Here is a 16,212-nt window from a genome sequence, read left to right as displayed (position 1 = left end):
GGTTCCCCTCCACGGGGGCGCGGGCCGGCACCGCCGGGGGCACCCCTCGCGGCGGCGCGGACGTGGGATGATCGGGCGCCCGGGGGCGTTGAGTCCCCCGGAGGGCTGGTCACCGTCGGAAAGCTGGAGCACTCGCATGAGCGTCACGCCGATTCGTCAGGCCCGCGGCAGCGGGGAGCGGGCCGTCAGCCCCGTATTCCTCGGCATCGCGGCGGTCATGGCCGTGTCCGGGTGGGCGGTATGGAACGGCTTCGCCTCGGACGCCGGCTTCGCGGTCTTCCTCTTCGTCGTGTCCGGCTGGGTCGTCTCGCTGTGCCTGCACGAATACGCGCACGCCCGCACCGCGCTGCACAGCGGCGACATCAGCATCGGCAGCAAGGGCTACCTCACCCTCAACCCGCTCAAGTACGCCAACGCCGCGCTCTCCATCGCGCTGCCGGTGATCTTCGTGATCATGGGCGGCATCGGCCTGCCCGGCGGGGCGGTCTTCATCGAGCGGGGCCGTATCAGGGGCCGGTGGCGGCACAGCCTGATCTCGGCCGCGGGCCCGCTGATGAACGTGCTGTTCGCCGCGCTGCTGATGCTGCCCTTCACGCTGGGCCTCATCGACAGCTGGCCGCGTACCTTCCTCTTCGCGCTCGCCTTCCTGGCGTTCCTCCAGGTCAGCGCGGCCCTGCTGAACCTGCTGCCGATCCCGGGCCTGGACGGCTACGGCATCTGGGAGCCCTGGCTGCCGTACAACTTCCGCCGCCAGGTGGAACCCTTCGCGCCCTTCGGGCTGATCGCGACCTTCGGCGTGCTGTACATCCCGGCGGTCAACGAGAAGTTCTTCGACGGCGTCTACCACGTCATGGGCTGGTTCAAGGTGCCGGACATCGCCGTGGAGTACGGCTACTGGCTCTTCCGCTTCTGGAAGCACTGACGCCGCCGGCCCGCCGGCCCGCCGGTCGCGGGGAAGCTCACGCGGCCGCGCGGGCCTTCCTGCGCAGATACCACCACATGTTGCTGGACACCCCCGCGAGCAGCACCCACACCACGCCCAGCCAGTTGCCGTTCACGAAGGACACGACGGCGGCGGCGACGGAGAGGACGCACACGACGAGTGCGTAGAGGGCGAGGCGGGGCATGGCTGGACGGGCTCCTGTCCTGACACGTGCGTACGGGCGGTGCGCGCCCATTGTCCCCCATGCGCCCCTCCCCCCTGCTCCCTGTCCCCCGTGCTCCCCGGCGGGGAGGCGGGCGGCCCCGGTTGCCGGTTGACTGGTGGGCGACAGCGCCGCCGGGCGCGGAAAGGACGTCTCGTGGACACCACCATGCACGCGGTACGCGGCCACCGCCGCGGCGGGCCCGAGGTACTGGCGTACGAGACCGCACCGCGCCCGGTGCCGGGCGAAGGCGAGGTGCTGGTCGAGGTGCGGGCCGCCTCGATCACCGCGGGCGAGCTGGCCTGGGACGCCACCTGGACCGACAGCCTGGCGCCGGGCGGCAAGCCGCGGCTGCCGGCGATCCCGGCGAAGGAGGTGGCGGGGGTCGTCGTCGAGGGTCCGGGCGCGGGCGACGAGGTCTTCGGGCTGATCCCCTTCACCATGGACGGCGCGGCCGCGGAATTCACCGTGGTGCCGGCCGGGGTGCTCGCGCCGAAGCCGGCCGGCCTCGGCTTCGGGGAGTCCGCCGCCCTGACGCTGGCCGGGCTGACCGCCTGGCAGGCCCTGGTGCGGCACGGCGGCCTGGCCGAGGGCGGGCGCGTGCTCGTCCACGGCGCCGCGGGCGGCGTCGGCTCGCTCGCCGTCCAGGTCGCGGCGGCCCTCGGCGCGGAGGTGATCGGCACGGCGGGCGCCGACCACCTGGACTTCGTCCGCGGCCTGGGCGCCGCACGGGCCCTCGACTACCGGGCGGCACCCTTCGAGGACCAGGTCCGCGACGTCGACGTGGTCCTCGACACCGCGGGCGGCGACGTCCAGCAGCGCTCGTGGCAGGTGCTGCGGGACAGCGGTGTGCTGGTGAGCATCGTCTCGCCGCCCGAGCCCCCGGCGGGCGCGGGCCCGCGCGGGGCCTTCTTCGTCGTGGAGCCCGACCGGGCCGGCCTCCTCGAACTGACCCGCCTGGTCGACGCGAACCGGCTGACGGTTCCCGTCGACCAGGTGATCCCGCTGTCGGGCACGGCCGCGGCGTACACCGCCCTGGAGCAGCGCGGCCGCCGCGGCAAGATCGTCCTCGACGTCTCCTGAACAGCCCGGGGGCCGGGGCGGGGGTGTCCCCCGCGCCGAGCCCCTTCCGGCCCGCGACGGCCGCGGGCGGCCGGGTCAGACGTCCGTGAGGCGGAGGCCCGCGTGGGCCTTGTAACGGCGGTTGACCGAGATCAGGTTCGCCACCAGCGACTCGACCTGGTGCGCGTTGCGCAGGCGGCCCGCGAAGACGCCGCGCATGCCGGGGATGCGGGCGGCGAGTGCCTGGACCAGGTCGGTGTCGGCGCGGGACTCGCCGAGCACCATCACGTCGGTGTCGATCATCTCGACCTCCGGGTTCTGCAGCAGCACCGCCGACAGGTGGTGGAAGGCGGCGGTGACCCGGGAGTCGGGGAGCAGCGCGGCGGCCTGCTGGGCGGCGCTGCCCTCGTCGGGCGTGAGGGCGTACGCGCCCTGCTTGTCGAAGCCGAGCGGGTTGACGCAGTCCACGACGAGCTTGCCCGCCAGCTCCGCGCGGAGCGACTCCAGGGTCTTGGCGTGGCCGTCCCACGGCACCGCGACGATCACCACGTCGCTGCGCCGCGCGCACTCCGCATTGTCGGCGCCCTCGACGCCGAGGCCCAGTTCGGCGGCGGCGCTCCGGGCGCGCTCGGCGTTGCGCGAGCCGATGACCACCTGCTGGCCGGCCCTGGCCAGCCGGTAGGCCAGGCCGCGGCCCTGGTCGCCGGTCCCACCGAGCACCCCGACCACCAGGCCCGACACATCGGGCAGCTCCCAGGGATCCCTCGCCGGCGCCTTGGCCGGCGCGGCGGGGGCATCGGCGGTCGGCGCGTTCCTGCTGTCGTCAGCATTCGTCATGCCCGCGATCCTGCCAGGTCCCCGCGGCCCCGGCCCCTGGCGCCCCCCACGGGTGTCGGGGATCACCCGGGGGGCGGGGGCCGCCGGGGGCCGTCACCCGGGGGAGCGCTCAGCGCTGCGACGGCCGGACTTCCATCGTGCAGCACTTGACGCTGCCGCCGGCCTTGTGGAATTCGGACATGTCGACGCCGATCGGCTCGTAACCGCGGGCCCGTAGCGGGGCGTGCAGGGACGCCGCCTCCCGGGGGAGCAGGACGTTGCGGCCGTCGCTCACCGCGTTCAGGCCGAAGACGGCCGCGTCCTCGGCGGTGGCGAGCAGGGCGGTCGGGAAGAGGCGGGCGAGGACCGCACGGGAGCCCGGGGAGAAGGCGCCGGGGTAGTACATGACGTCGTCGGCGGCGTCGTCCAGGACGGCGAGGGCGGTGTCCAGGTGGTAGTAGCGCGGGTCGGTCAGCTCCAGGCTGATCACCGGCCGGCCGAAGAACTCCTGCGCCTCGTCGTGTGCGAGCGGGCTGCTGCGGAAGCCCTGCCCGGCCAGCAGCCAGCCGGCGGTGACGGCGAAGTCGCCCTCGGCCTCGTTGACGTGCTCGGGCTCGCGTACGTCGACGAAGCCGTCGGCGCGGGACCGGAACCACGCCAGGTGCGCCGGGGCCTCAGCGGCCCGCTCGGGGTTGGCGAACCTTGCGCCGAGCACCCGGCCGTCCACGACGGTGGCGCCGTTCGCCGCGAAGACCATGTCGGGCAGGCCCGCGACCGGGTCCAGGATCTCGACGGTGTGGCCGAGTGCGCGGTAGCGGTCGCGCAGGTCCTCCCACTGGAAGAGCGCGAGCGCGGGGTCCACCGGTTTGTCGGGGTCCATCCAGGGGTTGATGGAATACGCCACGCGGAAATGCGCCGGGGGGCACATCAGATACCGGCGGGGTGTCGCAGTGCGCAATGAGGGCTCCTCGTGGTGGTGAGTGTGCCTGGGGTGCACAGTGGCGTCCCCCGCCTGACGGTCGGCCCGACCGGGGGACGTACTACGAGGATTGTGCGCCCGATCGCCGTTTTCGGTGACCGACTTCGCGCAGAAGCGGAGTCGTGCCGCAGATGCTCCGGCCCGGGGGGATCCGGCGGCGCGACCGGCGCCCACCGGCCGCGCCGCCCCCGGTCAGGCGGTGCGCGGGAAGGCCTCGCCCAGGTCCGTGAAGACCGCGCTGTTCAGCGTGAAGGCGGCACGGCACTCGTCGACCACCCGCTGGCGCTGCAGCTCGTCCAGCGGCATCGCGTCGAGCAGCTCGCGGTAGCCGCGCTTGAAGGCCGCCGGGTTGGCGATGCCCTCGAAGACGTAGAAGCGCACGCCGTCGCCCTTGTGGGGGAGGTCCCAGGTCTTCTCGGCGATGCCGCGGATGATCTGGCCGCCGGACAGGTCGCCCAGATAGCGGGTGTAGTGGTGGGCGACGTAGCCGGCCGGCCAGCGGGCCGCGGTCTCGGTGATCCGGGCGGCGTAGCGGGCGGTGGCGGGCAGCGGCGAGGCCCGCTTCCGCCACTCCTCGCCGAGCAGATGGTCCAGGTCGCTCTCCAGCGCGGCCAGTCTGAGCAGCTCCGGCGGCCGGACGAAGGGGCCGGCCACCGGGTCGTCGGCGAGCCGCGCCGCGCCTTCCTCCAGCGCCTGGTAGACGAACCACAGCTGCTCCGTATACCGCGCGTAGGCGGCGACGCCGAGCCGGCCGCCCAGCAGGTCGGCCATGAAGGCGGAATTCTCCGCCTCGGTGTGCTGCTGCCGGCTCGCGGCGCGGATGACGGTGGAGAAGGGCTGCGCGGACATGGGGCCTCCGGTTCCTCGGGGGCGAACCGGCTGGTCCGCCGTCCGATCGTGGCGACTCAGGTATACCTGAGCCAAACGGCTTGCCGACATCCTGTCGGGAAATTCTTCCGGAGGAACACTTCCACCCCCGGCGGGTGTTCATTCCCGGCAAGAGGGAGGATGTCCTCCATCAGCCGCGTACCGTGTGCACTGCGGGACGGGGGCGAGGGAAGGAGCTAGATGGCAGGCATGAGCAGGTTGTCCGAGTGGGTGCGCCGCCGGACGGAAGGCGCTTCGGGTGCCACCCGGGCAGCGGAGCCCGACCTGCGCCGAGACCCCCTGGTCAGAGCCGCCGCCACCGCGGGCTTCCCGGTCGCGCCCGCCGCGCACCCCGCGAATTTCGGCTGCTCCTGCGAGCGCATCGGCTGTCCGATCCCGGCCGTCCACCCGGTCTCGCTGGCCTGGCAGACCCAGGCGAGCACCGACATGGACAAGATCGACCACTGGCTGCGCACCGACCCGCTGGCCAACTTCGTCACCGCCACCGGCATCGCGCACGACGTCCTCGACGTCCCCGCGGAAGCCGGCCGGCTCGCCATCGAACGGCTGATCGCCGACGGCGCCACCCTGGGCCCGGTCGCCGCCCGCGCGGACCGGCTGCTGTTCTTCACCGAGACCCGCGGCAATCCCGCCGACGAGGACGAGTGGTGGCCCTGCGAGCTGGACAGCCACCCGGAGACCGCCGAGGAGCACCCCGGCATCCGCTGGCATTCCCGCGGCAGCTACGTGCTGCTGCCGCCGTCCCGGCTGCCGACGGGCCACACCGTCGAATGGCTGCCGCAGCACGGCCCCGACCTGCCGCTGCCCGACCCGCTGCCGGTGCTCGACATCCTCTCCGACGCCTGCGCCCAGTTCTCCTACGAGCCCGAGCGCGAACCGGCCACCTGGCTGCGCTGACCGCCCCCGGCGCTACTCGCCCTTGGCGGTGACCAGGCCGACGACCCGGCTGAGGAAGACGACCTTGCCGCTGCCGCCGGCCGGCGGGACGGCGACCGCCGCGTCGGCCAGGTGCGACAGCGTGACCGAGGTGCGCGGGGTGCCGGTCATCAGGGCCTTGGTGTCGGCGTCGATCGCCAGGTTGTAGCCGGCCCTGAAGGTGGCCCGCGACTGGTGGTGCGAGGCGAAGAAGACCAGCGCCCCGCCGTCGGCCGTACGCAGCGCGACCGGCGTGAAGTCACCGCCGGCGGCGGGCTGGTCGGCGTACTGGGTGACCGAATTCGGCGTCTTGGCATGGGCGTTGCGGTTCGCGCGCAACTGCGAGGTGCTCGGGCCCGCCGCGAAGACGCCGCTGCCGCCGCTGCCGCCCAGGTACGTACCGTAGTCCGCGCTCAACTGGCCCGGCTGCACGAGCAGGTTCGTCCCCGCCAGGCCCAGCGCGACCGCGTAACCGTCCTTGTCCCGGGCGAAGGCGGGTACGTCCGCGGTGGGGATCGACGCCACGTACGACGCCTTCCACGGCTGCCCGGCGGCGGACCGCCGGAAGACCAGCAGCCAACGGGTCCGGCCGGAGCGGTTGGTGGCGGTGTCGGCGACGAAATACTTCGGCCAGCCGACCTGCCGGGGTATGGCGAAGCGCGCGTCGGAGAAGACCAGCGGCCGGTAAGCCGGATTGCCCTGCGGGTGGTTGGTGTGTTTCGCGCGCAGGCCCGCCTCGTCGGTCGTCCCGAGCACGCCCGACTCGACCGCGGTGACGCCCTTGGCGTCGTAGGTCCTGCCGACCCGGTTGTTGACCGCGGCGAAATTCGCCAGCACCCGCGCGGCCTCGGCCTTCCCCACCGACGGGATGTCCGCCCGCTCGCCGTGCACCGTCATGCACCCGGCCAGCGGCAGCGCCAGCGCGATGGCGGCGGCCCCGAGGCACACCCTGCGGCGGTTCATGGCGCGTCGGCTCCTCAACAACTCATCCGCGGAAACGCCGCCACCCTACCCGCCGCGGGCCGCCGCTCACGGCAGGGTCAGGATCTCCGCACCGTCCGCCGTGACGACCAGCGTGTGCTCGAACTGGGCAGTCCGCTTGCGGTCCTTGGTGACCACCGTCCAGCCGTCGTCCCACACGTCGTAGTCGTGCGTGCCCAGCGTCAGCATCGGCTCGATCGTGAAGGTCATACCGGGCTGCATCACGGTGGTCGCCCGCGGGTCGTCGTAGTGCGGGATGATCAGCCCGGAGTGGAAGGACGTGTTGATGCCGTGCCCGGTGAAGTCCCGCACCACGCCGTAGCCGAAGCGCTTGGCGTACGACTCGATGACCCGGCCGATCACGTTGATCTGCCGCCCGGGCCGCACCGCCTTGATCGCCCGCGCCAGCGACTCCCGGGTGCGCTCGACCAGCAGCCGCGACTCCTCGTCCACGTCGCCGACGAGATAGGTGGCATTGCAGTCGCCGTGCACCCCGTGGATGTACGCGGTCACGTCGAGGTTGACGATGTCGCCGTCGCGCAGCACCGTCGAGTCGGGGATGCCGTGGCAGATGACCTCGTTGAGCGAGGTGCACAGCGACTTCGGGAAACCCCGGTAGCCCAGATCGGAGGGATAGGCGTCGTGCCCGATCATGTACTCGTGCGCGATCCGGTCCAGCTCGTCCGTGGTCACCCCGGGCGCGACGGCCTTCGCCGCCTCCTCCATGGCCCTCGCCGCGATCCGCGACGCGACCCGCATCCGCTCCACGGTGTCCTCGTCCTGGACCTCCGGCCCCGTATAGGGCGTGGGCCCCGGCTTGCCCACGTATTCGGGGCGCGGGATCGAGGCGGGCACCTGCCGCGGGGGCGACAGCTTGCCGGGGACGAGCAGCGACTGACCAGACATGCCGACGAGTGTATCGGCGCGCGAAAATGGGACTGCGTCGCCGGGCTACGGACAGGAGAAGCACATGGCAGTCTTCCGAGTGAAGAAGCCGGCAGGCAAGCCGGGTGAGTGGTTCTACTGCATCGAGCACAAGCGGGCCGAGGAGGGCCCGGACTGCCCGTCCAAGAACCGCTTCGGGCCCTACCCGAGCAAGGGCGCGGCGGAGCGCGCGATGGAGACGGCTGCTGAGCGCAACCTCGACTGGGACACGGATCCCCGGTGGGACGACCGCTCCTGACCGCCCGCCCCCGTCTCCCGGGGCTGCCCCGGACCCTCCGCCGGTGGACGGCTGGTCGCGCAGTTCCCCGCGCCCGTGGGGGAGTGCCACTTGCGGTGGCCTGCCGCCTTCTGCGCCGTTGTGGCTGGTCGCGCAGTTCCCCCGCGCCCCTTTGGCCTGCGTCCTCTTGCGACCAGGTGTTCGCCCCTGGCCGGGGTTGGGGCGCGGGTAACTGCGCGACAAGCTCACCACGCAGCGGCACTGTGAAGGCGACAGGACGCGACTGCCGCCCAGGGGCGCGGCGGGCCACTCGCTCAGCGCAACCGGGGGATGAGGGACCGGGCCGGACGGCCTAGGGTGCGGGGATGGGTTATGACGTGGTGGTGGTCGGCGGAGGCCACAACGGGCTGGTCGCCGCGACCTATTTGGCGCGGGCCGGCCGCACCGTACTGGTGGCCGAGCGGCTCGGAGCGGTCGGCGGGGCCGCGGTCTCGACCCGGGCTTTCAGCGGGCTGGACGCCCGCCTGTCCCGGTATTCCTACCTGGTCAGCCTCCTGCCCAGGAAGATCGTCGACGACCTCGGCCTGAATTTCGCCGTCCGCCGCAGAAGGATCTCCTCGTACACGCCGCACGGCGACAGCGGGCTCCTGGTCGACGCCCAGGACCCCGCCAGGACCCGCGAGGGCTTCGCGCGGCTGACCGGTTCCGACCGGGAGTACGAGGCCTGGGAGCGCTTCTACGCGATGACCCGGCGGGTGGCCGAGGCGGTCTTCCCGACGCTCACCCAGCCGCTGCCCTCCAAGGCGGAGCTGGAGCGCCGGGTCGGCGACCCGGAGGCCTGGTCCGCGCTCTTCGAGCGGCCGCTCGGCGAGACCGTGGAAGCGGAATTCGCCGACGACACCGTCCGCGGCATCGTGCTGACCGACGCCCTGATCGGCACGTTCACGCACGCCCACGACCCGTCGCTGCGGCAGAACCGCTGCTTCCTCTACCACGTGATCGGCGGCGGCACCGGCGACTGGGACGTGCCGGTGGGCGGCATGGGCGCCTTCACGGACGCCCTCGCGGACGCGGCGCGCGCGGCAGGCGCGGAGATCGCCACGTCGGCCGAGGTGACGGCGATCGCGACCGACGGCGCGAGGGCGGAGCTGACCTTCGCCGACGGGCGCACCGTCGCGGCGCGCGACGTCCTGGTCAACGCCTCCCCGTACGCGCTCGCGGGCCTGCTCGGCGAGCGGCCGCCCGAGCCCGCTCCCGAGGGTGCCCAGCTCAAGGTCAACATGCTGCTGCGCCGCCTGCCGCGGCTGCGGGACACCTCGGTCGACCCGCGGGAGGCCTTCGCCGGGACCTTCCACATCGCGGAGGGCTACGGCGGGCTGCAGACCGCGTACGAGCAGGCCGCGGCCGGGCACGTACCGGACGCGCCGCCGTCGGAAATCTACTGCCACAGCCTGACCGACCCGTCGATCCTGTCCCCCGACCTGGCCGGCCTGGGCATGCACACGCTGACGCTGTTCGGCCTGCACGCGCCCGCCCGGCTCTTCGCGGACGACCCGGCGGCGGCCAAGCAGGAGGTGCTGCGGGCCACCCTGGCGCAGCTCGACGCCGTCCTCGCCGAGCCGCTGGAGAGCTGCCTGGCCCTCGACGCCGAGGGCCGGCCCTGCATCGAGGCGAAGTCGCCGCTCGACCTGGAGCGGGAGGTGGGGCTGCCCGGCGGGCACATCTTCCACCAGGACCTGTCGTGGCCCTACGCGGCCGGCGAGGTGACGGAGGCCACAGGCAGGTGGGGAGTGGGCACCTCGTATGCGAACGTCTACGTGTGCGGCGCGGGAGCGGTCCGCGGCGGCGGAGTGAGCGGTGTCCCCGGGCACAATGCGGCGATGGCGGTACTGGAGAAGGCACGATGAGGCAGCACAGGACCACGGCGACGGCCAAGCGGGCGATCGGCCGGCAGTGGCGGCGCAGCGGCCGGTGGCACACCCTGGACGGCGCCGAGGGCCTGCCCGAGCAGCGCCGCTGCACCGCCGACGTGGTCGTGGACTGCGCGGTCTACGAGGACGGCTGCCGGGCGGCGTCGCTGCCGCCGCAGCAGGTGCTCGACGAGGCGCGCAAGCGCGGCGGCTTCGCCTGGATCGGCCTGCACCAGCCGGAGGCCGAGCACCTGGCGGAGATCGCCGAGGTCTTCGGGCTGCACCCGCTGGCCGTCGAGGACGCGGTCCAGGCGCATCAGCGGCCGAAGCTGGAACGCTACGGCGACACGCTCTTCCTGGTGCTCAAGACGATCGTCTTCGTGGAGCACGAGAAGCTGACCGCGACCAGCGAGGTCGTGGACACCGGCGAGCTGATGATCTTCCTCGGGCCGGACTTCGTGGTCGTGGTCAGGCACGGCAGCGCGCCCGGCCTCTCCCGGGTGCGCGCCGCCCTCGAAGCCAGGCCCGACATGCTCAAGCACGGCCCGGCGGCCGTCCTGCACGCCATCGCCGACCAGGTCACCGACGACTTCCTGGACGTCGCCGACGCCGTCGAACTCGACGTGGACACCCTGGAGTCCGACGTCTTCTCCGCCGCCCACGGCGACGACGCCGAACGGATATACCAGCTCAAGCGGGAGCTGATCGAGTTCAAGCACGCCGTCTACCCGATGGCCCGCCCGCTGGAGCGGCTGACCGACGGCGCGGACGGCCTGATCGGCATGGAGATGCGCCGCTACTTCCGCGACGTGGCCGACCACCTGTCCCACGTGAAGGAGCGGCTGACCGCGTACAGCGAGCTGGTGGACGGCCTGCTGGCGGCGAATCTCAGCCAACTCGCCGTGCAGCAGAACGTGGACATGCGGCGGATCAGTGCGGCGGCCGCGATCCTGGCGATCCCGACGATGATCGCCGGCTTCTACGGCATGAACTTCCACCACATGCCCGAGCTGGGCTGGCGCTTCGGCTACCCCCTGATGCTCGGGGTGACAGCGACGCTGTCCGCCTTCGTCTACCGCGCTTTCCGCCGCATCGGCTGGCTGTGACGACCCGCCCCGGTCGCGCGGCCTCCCTTCGGCAGAGGGTGCCCCTCGGGGGCGCGAGGCTGCGCCTGATCTGCGGCTGGCGCCGCGCGGGCGCTCTCGGCCCACCACGACCGTCGCGCGGCGCCGGACCGCCACCGCCCCAGGGGCGCGTGGGGGTACCCCCGGGCGAAGCTCTGGGGGAGAACGGCGCGCGCAACCCACCACGACCGTTGGCCGGTCGCGCCCGCGCGGCGCCGGCCGCGGATCGGACGCAGGCCCGTGTCCCTACGGGGTGCCCTCCTGGGCGGAAGGGACAGGGGGCCAGGGGTCGCCCCAGTCGGTGGCGCGCGCGGCGCGGTAGGTGGGGCCGTGGCGCTTGCTCACGGATGTGCGGTCCAGGCCCGGAGGGCACTGGCACAGGTCGAGCAGGACGAGCCCCTTGCGGATCTGCGGGTGGCGGACGACCCGCGCGGACGCGGGGTCCGCGGGGAAGCGCGCGGCGGCGACGTAGCTGAACTTCTCGTCCTCGTAGGGCAGCGACGCCCCCTTGATCTGCCGGTGCAGCGCGGTGCGCTGCACGCGCGCCGCGAAGTGGCACCAGTCGTCGCCGGTGACCGGGCAGGTCCCGTCGTGGGGGCAGGGCGCGAGGATGTGCAGCCCGGCGGCGATGAGGCTGTCGCGTGCGGCGAGGACGCGCGCGTAACCCTCGGGGGTGCCGGGCTCGACCACGACGACGGCGCCGCCCGCGGCCCCGATGGCGGCGCTGACCAGGGATTCCCGGTCGGCGGGGGTGAGTTCGCCGAGGACGTAGGAGACGGTGACGAGGTCGGCCTGCGGCAGCCGGGTGGCGCCGCCGAGCGGCTGCCTGGTCCAGTCGGCGTCGCGTACCGCCGCGGTGTGCGCGGTCTTGGCGAGGGCGGCGCCGAGGGTCAGCGCGGGCTGGGACCAGTCGAGGACGGTGCTGCGGTGGGCGGCGTCCTGCCAGGCGTCGGCCACCGCCCAGGTGGCCGCCCCGGTGCCGCCGCCGAGATCGAGGTGCGTTTGCGGGGCCCAGTCACCCGACTGCAAGCGGAACGCCCCGAGTGCGGTCCTGGCAGCGGCATAGGTGGCCGGCATGCGGTAAGCGGCATAGGCCGCGACGTCCGCCGCGTCGCGCAGGATCGGCGCGGCCGTGGGGGTCGTACCGCGGTAGCTCTCGATGAGCCGGTCGACCTGCGCGGACGCCCGGCTGGGGGCGGTGGACCGCAACTGATCGGCGAGAGCGGCACGGAGATCGTCGGGGAGGGGCACAGTAGGCACAAGCCCCAACTGTAAGGGCCGTTCACTCACGTAACGGTACCCTTACAGTGTGTGGTCAATGATGCGCCATAGCCATGTTAAATCGGTCAAAACATCGGCTCGATTATGCGTAAACCACAGCGGAAGAGCGGCCTGTTGGCCTAGCGTTCGCTTTTATCACGGCGAGTCGCCACTTGGGGAAGTGGAAGGAAGCCGTCGGTCGCGAGGTGACTGGGGGGTCCATGCGGCATGTCGAGGCACAGCCGGTCAGACCAGTGGTACCCGTAGCAAGTGAGCGGAGAACCGGGCGGAACGGAAATACGCTCGCGTTCGGAGCACAGGTTCAACCGGCCGAGGCCGCCGGCGCGCCAGATGCGCCTCTGCCCTACGCCGGACGGCGTAGGCACGGCGGTGGCGGCCCTGCGGCCGCCGCACCGGGCGGCGGGCAGCGCGCGTACGGCCACAAGGCCGGCTGGTATCTGCCGGTCGCGGCAGCCGTGGACGCGGTGGGCGCAGGTGTGCCCGCCGGTGTGATGCTGCACGCGAGCGGCCAGCCGCATGTGCTGGTGTGCGCCCTGGTGGCCGCGCTGGCGTGGCCCGTGGTGCGGGCGCTGCGGCGGCGCTATGCGGCCGCCGTGCTCGGCGAGAGCCGCGGCGGCCTGCAGGTGCTCGGCGACTGGCTGGTGCTGATCGGGGTGCTGGCCGTGGCGCGGACCGCGTTCGGCGAGGTCGCCGAGCCGTCGATGGCGCTGGCCGGGCTCGCCTGGGCGCCGCTGCCGACGGCGGTGTGCCGGCGGGTGACCTACCACCATCTGATCGCCGCCCGGCGCGAGGCGCACGCGGTGCGCAGGGCGCTGGTGATCGGCGAACCGGGTGCCGCCGACCATGTGGTGGGGCATCTGGCGGGCAGGACCGAGCACGGCTATGTGGTCGTCGGGGTGGTCCCGGTGGGCAGCGCGAAACTGGAGTGCGGGGCGCCGGTCACCGAGCGGCTTCCGGTGCTCGACCCGGCGGGGCCGCAGGAGGACGCGGCGGCGGTGCTGCGGGCGGCGCGTGAGCACGGCGCCGAGCTGGTGCTGGTGGCGCCGGGGCCGCGGCTGTCGGCGGAGCGGCTGCGGCGGCTGTCGTGGTGCCTGCACGACGCGGGGCTGCCGGTGGCGCTGCTGCCCGGCCTGATCGACGTGCAGGTGAACCGGGTCGGTCTGGACGCGCCCGCCGGGCTGCTGGTGCTGCACATAGCGCCGCCGGTCAGGCACGGCGTGCAGGTCGCGCTGAAGTCGGTGCTCGACCGTACGAGCGCGGCGCTCGGACTGCTGCTGCTGGCACCGGTGTTCTGCGTGGTGGCGCTCGCCATCAGGCTGACGTCGCCGGGGCCGGCCTTCCACCGGCAGGTGCGCTGCGGGCGGCATCGCAGGCGGTTCACGATGTGGAAGTTCCGCACGATGGTGGCCGACGCCGAGTCCCGCAAGCAGGAGTTGGAGCAGATCGGCGCCAACGAGCACGACGGGCTGATGTTCAAGATGCGCCGCGATCCGCGGGTCACCGCGATCGGCCGGCTGCTGCGGCGCTGCTCGCTGGACGAACTGCCGCAGCTGGTCAATGTGCTGCGCGGTGAGATGTCGCTGGTCGGACCGCGGCCGCCGCTGCCCGAGGAGGTGGACCGCTACGACGAGGTGGCGCTGCGGCGGCTCGCGGTCAAGCCGGGGATCACCGGCCTGTGGCAGGTCAGCGGGCGCTCCGACCTCTCGTGGGACGAGACGCTGGCGCTGGACCTGCGCTACGTGGACAACTGGTCGCTGGCCGGCGACCTGGAGGTCATGACCCGTACGGTACGGGCCGTGGTCGACGGCCGGGGGGCCTACTAGTGGGCCGCCGCGGGCTCCACGCCCGGGTCCGGCTCAGACCCGGCGGCCGCCGTCCCTCCCACGCCCTCGGCCTGCGCGCGCCACTGCTCGTGCACGGCCGCGACACCGTCCCGCAGGCCGATCAGCGGGCGCCAGCCGAGCGCGAACAGCCGGGAGACGTCGAGGAGTTTGCGCGGGGTGCCGTCGGGCTTGGCGGTGTCCCAGCCGATCCGGCCGCGGTAGCCCACCACGTCCGCGACGGTCTCGGCGAGTTCGCGGATCGTCAGGTCCTCGCCGCAGCCGACGTTGACCGGTTCGTCGGCGTCGTAGTCGCGCAGCAGCAGGGTGCAGGCCGCCGCGAGGTCGTCCACGTGCAGGAATTCGCGTCGCGGGGTGCCACTGCCCCACAGCGTGATCTCCGGTGCGCCGTCCCGCGCTGCCTCGTGGAAGCGGCGGATCAGGGCGGGCAGCACGTGCGAGGTGGCCAGGTCGAAGTTGTCGCCCGGCCCGTAGAGGTTGGTGGGCATCACCGAGATGTACGCGGCCCCGTACTGCCTGCGATAGGACTGGACCTGGACGATCCCGGCGATCTTCGCGAGCGCGTAGGCCTCGTTGGTCGGCTCCAGCGGGCCGGTCATCAGCGCGTCCTCGCGGATCGGCTGCGGGGCGAACTTCGGGTAGATGCAGGAGGAGCCGAGGAAGAGCAGCCGCCGCACGCCGGCGGCGTGGGCGCCCGCGATGACGCTCAGCTGGATCCGCAGGTTGTCCTCGAGGAACTGCACCGGGTGGGTCGAGTTGGCCATGATCCCCCCGACCCTGGCGGCGGCGAGCACCACCGCGTCGGGGCGGACCTGGCGCAGCCAGGCGGCAGTGGCCGCCGGGTCGCGCAGGTCCAGGTCCGCACGCGTGCGGACCAGTACAGGATGGCCCTCGGCGGTGAGGCGGCGGACCACCGCGGAGCCGACGAGGCCTCGGTGGCCCGCGACGAAGACCCGGGCGCCTTCCGGAAGTAGTTCCGTCATGAACGGCATTGTGTCACCAGACTTCGACCGTTCGGACGTTAATTCCGCATTCGTGTGGACCTGAACCGAGACCACTTTGGGGGAACGTGTGGGCAAGACCGCGCTCGTCACCGGCGTGACCGGGCAGGACGGCTCTTATCTGGCCGAACTGCTGCTGGACAAGGGCTACACCGTGCACGGCATCGTCCGGCGCTCTTCGAGCTTCAACACCGAGCGTATCGACCACATCTACCAGGACCCGCAGGCCCAGAACCGGTCGTTCGTCCTGCACCACGCCGACCTCACCGACGGTGTGGCACTGGTCAACCTGCTGCGCGACCTGCGACCTGACGAGATATACAACCTCGGCGCCCAGTCCCATGTCCGGGTGTCCTTCGACGCGCCGCTCTACACCGGTGACGTGACCGGCCTGTCCACCCTGCGGCTGCTGGAGGCGGTACGCGCCAGCGGCACGGAGGCGCGGATCTACCAGGCCTCGTCCTCGGAGATGTTCGGCTCCGCCCCGCCCCCGCAGAACGAGCACACCCCCTTCCACCCGCGCAGCCCGTACGGCTGCGCGAAGGTCTTCGGCTACTGGGCGACGGTCAACTACCGGGAGGCGTACGGGATGTACGCCGTCAACGGAATCCTCTTCAACCACGAGTCGCCGCGCCGCGGTGAGACCTTCGTGACCAGGAAGATCACCCGGGCGGTGGCCAGGATCAAGGCGGGCCTGCAGGACCGGCTGTATCTGGGCAATCTCGACGCGGTCCGCGACTGGGGTTACGCACCGGAGTACGTGGACGCCATGTGGCGGATGCTGCAGCGCGACGAGCCGGAGGACTACGTGGTGGCGACCGGCGAGGCCGCCACCGTGCGTCAGTTCGTCGAGGTCGCCTTCGGCCACGCGGACCTGGACTGGACGCAGTACGTCCGCTACGACCCCAAGTACGAGCGCCCCAGCGAGGTCGACGCGCTGATCGGCGACGCGGCCAAGGCCCGCGACCTGCTGGACTGGGAGCCCAAGGTGCGGGTCGCCGACCTGGCCGGGATCATGGTCGAGGCCGACATCCGGCAGGTCGCCGACCAGTTGGCGGGCGCGACCGTGCGAATCGACAGATGATCCCATATCGGACAACGTCACCG

The 16,212-nt window shown here is 72.7% G+C and carries 16 protein-coding genes; 8 read left to right on the top strand and 8 right to left on the bottom strand.

The genetic code is table 11. From position 1 onward, the window contains the following. Positions 1 to 136 precede the first annotated feature (136 nt). Positions 137 to 922, top strand: a complete 786-nt coding sequence (locus tag OG900_29480) for a site-2 protease family protein (protein ID WUH93839.1) — start codon at positions 137 to 139, stop codon at positions 920 to 922. Between the two features lie 37 nt (positions 923 to 959). Here OG900_29480 and OG900_29475 read toward each other — a convergent pair whose 3' ends face one another. Next, complete coding sequence (locus OG900_29475; protein WUH93838.1) at positions 960 to 1,127, bottom strand: hypothetical protein; 168 nt, start codon at positions 1,125 to 1,127, stop codon at positions 960 to 962. 174 nt (positions 1,128 to 1,301) lie between these two features. Between OG900_29475 and OG900_29470 the strand changes: the two genes are divergently transcribed. Next, a complete protein-coding gene (locus tag OG900_29470) occupies positions 1,302 to 2,228 on the top strand; it encodes an NADP-dependent oxidoreductase (GenBank protein WUH93837.1) in 927 nt (308 codons plus the stop codon). Between the two features lie 75 nt (positions 2,229 to 2,303). Here the strand turns inward: OG900_29470 and npdG are convergent, their stop codons facing one another. The 3 genes from npdG to OG900_29455 all read right to left on the bottom strand — a co-directional run bounded on the left by npdG (position 2,304) and on the right by OG900_29455 (position 4,851). Next, a complete protein-coding gene (gene npdG / locus OG900_29465; protein ID WUH93836.1) occupies positions 2,304 to 3,044 on the bottom strand; it encodes an NADPH-dependent F420 reductase in 741 nt (246 codons plus the stop codon). Positions 3,045 to 3,153: 109 nt separating this feature from the next. After that, positions 3,154 to 3,951, bottom strand: coding sequence for an amidinotransferase (locus tag OG900_29460; GenBank protein ID WUH95980.1), 798 nt, complete (start codon positions 3,949 to 3,951; stop codon positions 3,154 to 3,156). Positions 3,952 to 4,194: 243 nt separating this feature from the next. Then, positions 4,195 to 4,851: a biliverdin-producing heme oxygenase gene (locus tag OG900_29455; protein WUH93835.1), complete on the bottom strand. Its 657-nt coding sequence runs from the start codon at positions 4,849 to 4,851 to the stop codon at positions 4,195 to 4,197. A 219-nt stretch (positions 4,852 to 5,070) separates the two neighbouring features. Here OG900_29455 and OG900_29450 point away from each other — a divergent pair, with 219 nt between their 5' ends. Continuing rightward, the gene (locus tag OG900_29450) at positions 5,071 to 5,787 is read left to right on the top strand and encodes a bifunctional DNA primase/polymerase (GenBank protein WUH93834.1); all 717 of its coding nucleotides are present in this window, start codon (positions 5,071 to 5,073) and stop codon (positions 5,785 to 5,787) included. A 12-nt stretch (positions 5,788 to 5,799) separates the two neighbouring features. Here the strand turns inward: OG900_29450 and OG900_29445 are convergent, their stop codons facing one another. Together OG900_29445 and map are read right to left on the bottom strand one after the other, a co-directional pair. Next, positions 5,800 to 6,768, bottom strand: coding sequence for a hypothetical protein (locus tag OG900_29445; protein WUH93833.1), 969 nt, complete (start codon positions 6,766 to 6,768; stop codon positions 5,800 to 5,802). 66 nt (positions 6,769 to 6,834) lie between these two features. Then, complete coding sequence (gene map, locus OG900_29440; GenBank protein ID WUH93832.1) at positions 6,835 to 7,692, bottom strand: type I methionyl aminopeptidase; 858 nt, start codon at positions 7,690 to 7,692, stop codon at positions 6,835 to 6,837. A gap of 64 nt (positions 7,693 to 7,756) precedes the next feature. Here map and OG900_29435 point away from each other — a divergent pair, with 64 nt between their 5' ends. The 3 genes from OG900_29435 (at position 7,757) to corA (ending at position 10,964) form a co-directional block, all read left to right on the top strand. After that, positions 7,757 to 7,969 carry a hypothetical protein gene (locus tag OG900_29435; protein ID WUH93831.1) on the top strand — a complete coding sequence of 71 codons (213 nt, stop codon included), beginning with the start codon at positions 7,757 to 7,759 and terminating at the stop codon, positions 7,967 to 7,969. 344 nt (positions 7,970 to 8,313) lie between these two features. Continuing rightward, complete coding sequence (locus OG900_29430) at positions 8,314 to 9,855, top strand: NAD(P)/FAD-dependent oxidoreductase (GenBank protein WUH93830.1); 1,542 nt, start codon at positions 8,314 to 8,316, stop codon at positions 9,853 to 9,855. After that, on the top strand, positions 9,852 to 10,964 hold the full coding sequence (gene corA, locus OG900_29425) for a magnesium/cobalt transporter CorA (GenBank protein ID WUH93829.1): 1,113 nt from the start codon (positions 9,852 to 9,854) through the stop codon (positions 10,962 to 10,964). The genes OG900_29430 and corA overlap by 4 nt, the downstream gene beginning before the upstream one ends. Positions 10,965 to 11,228: 264 nt before the next feature. Here corA and OG900_29420 read toward each other — a convergent pair whose 3' ends face one another. Further along, a complete protein-coding gene (locus tag OG900_29420) occupies positions 11,229 to 12,242 on the bottom strand; it encodes a small ribosomal subunit Rsm22 family protein (protein ID WUH93828.1) in 1,014 nt (337 codons plus the stop codon). Positions 12,243 to 12,754: 512 nt separating this feature from the next. Between OG900_29420 and OG900_29415 the strand changes: the two genes are divergently transcribed. After that, positions 12,755 to 14,086 carry a sugar transferase gene (locus tag OG900_29415; GenBank protein ID WUH95979.1) on the top strand — a complete coding sequence of 444 codons (1,332 nt, stop codon included), beginning with the start codon at positions 12,755 to 12,757 and terminating at the stop codon, positions 14,084 to 14,086. On the opposite strand, the gene OG900_29410 is transcribed toward OG900_29415, so the two are convergent. Continuing rightward, positions 14,083 to 15,087 carry a GDP-L-fucose synthase gene (locus tag OG900_29410; protein WUH93827.1) on the bottom strand — a complete coding sequence of 335 codons (1,005 nt, stop codon included), beginning with the start codon at positions 15,085 to 15,087 and terminating at the stop codon, positions 14,083 to 14,085. The two genes, OG900_29415 and OG900_29410, sit on opposite strands and share 4 nt — an antisense overlap. A gap of 88 nt (positions 15,088 to 15,175) precedes the next feature. Here OG900_29410 and gmd point away from each other — a divergent pair, with 88 nt between their 5' ends. Further along, positions 15,176 to 16,189 carry a GDP-mannose 4,6-dehydratase gene (gmd, locus tag OG900_29405; GenBank protein WUH93826.1) on the top strand — a complete coding sequence of 338 codons (1,014 nt, stop codon included), beginning with the start codon at positions 15,176 to 15,178 and terminating at the stop codon, positions 16,187 to 16,189. The last annotated feature ends 23 nt before the right edge of the window (positions 16,190 to 16,212 follow it).

The organism is Streptomyces sp. NBC_00433 (assembly GCA_036015235.1).
In the GTDB taxonomy this organism is placed as follows: domain Bacteria; phylum Actinomycetota; class Actinomycetes; order Streptomycetales; family Streptomycetaceae; genus Actinacidiphila.
This window is presented reverse-complemented; position numbering and strand designations above follow the sequence as displayed.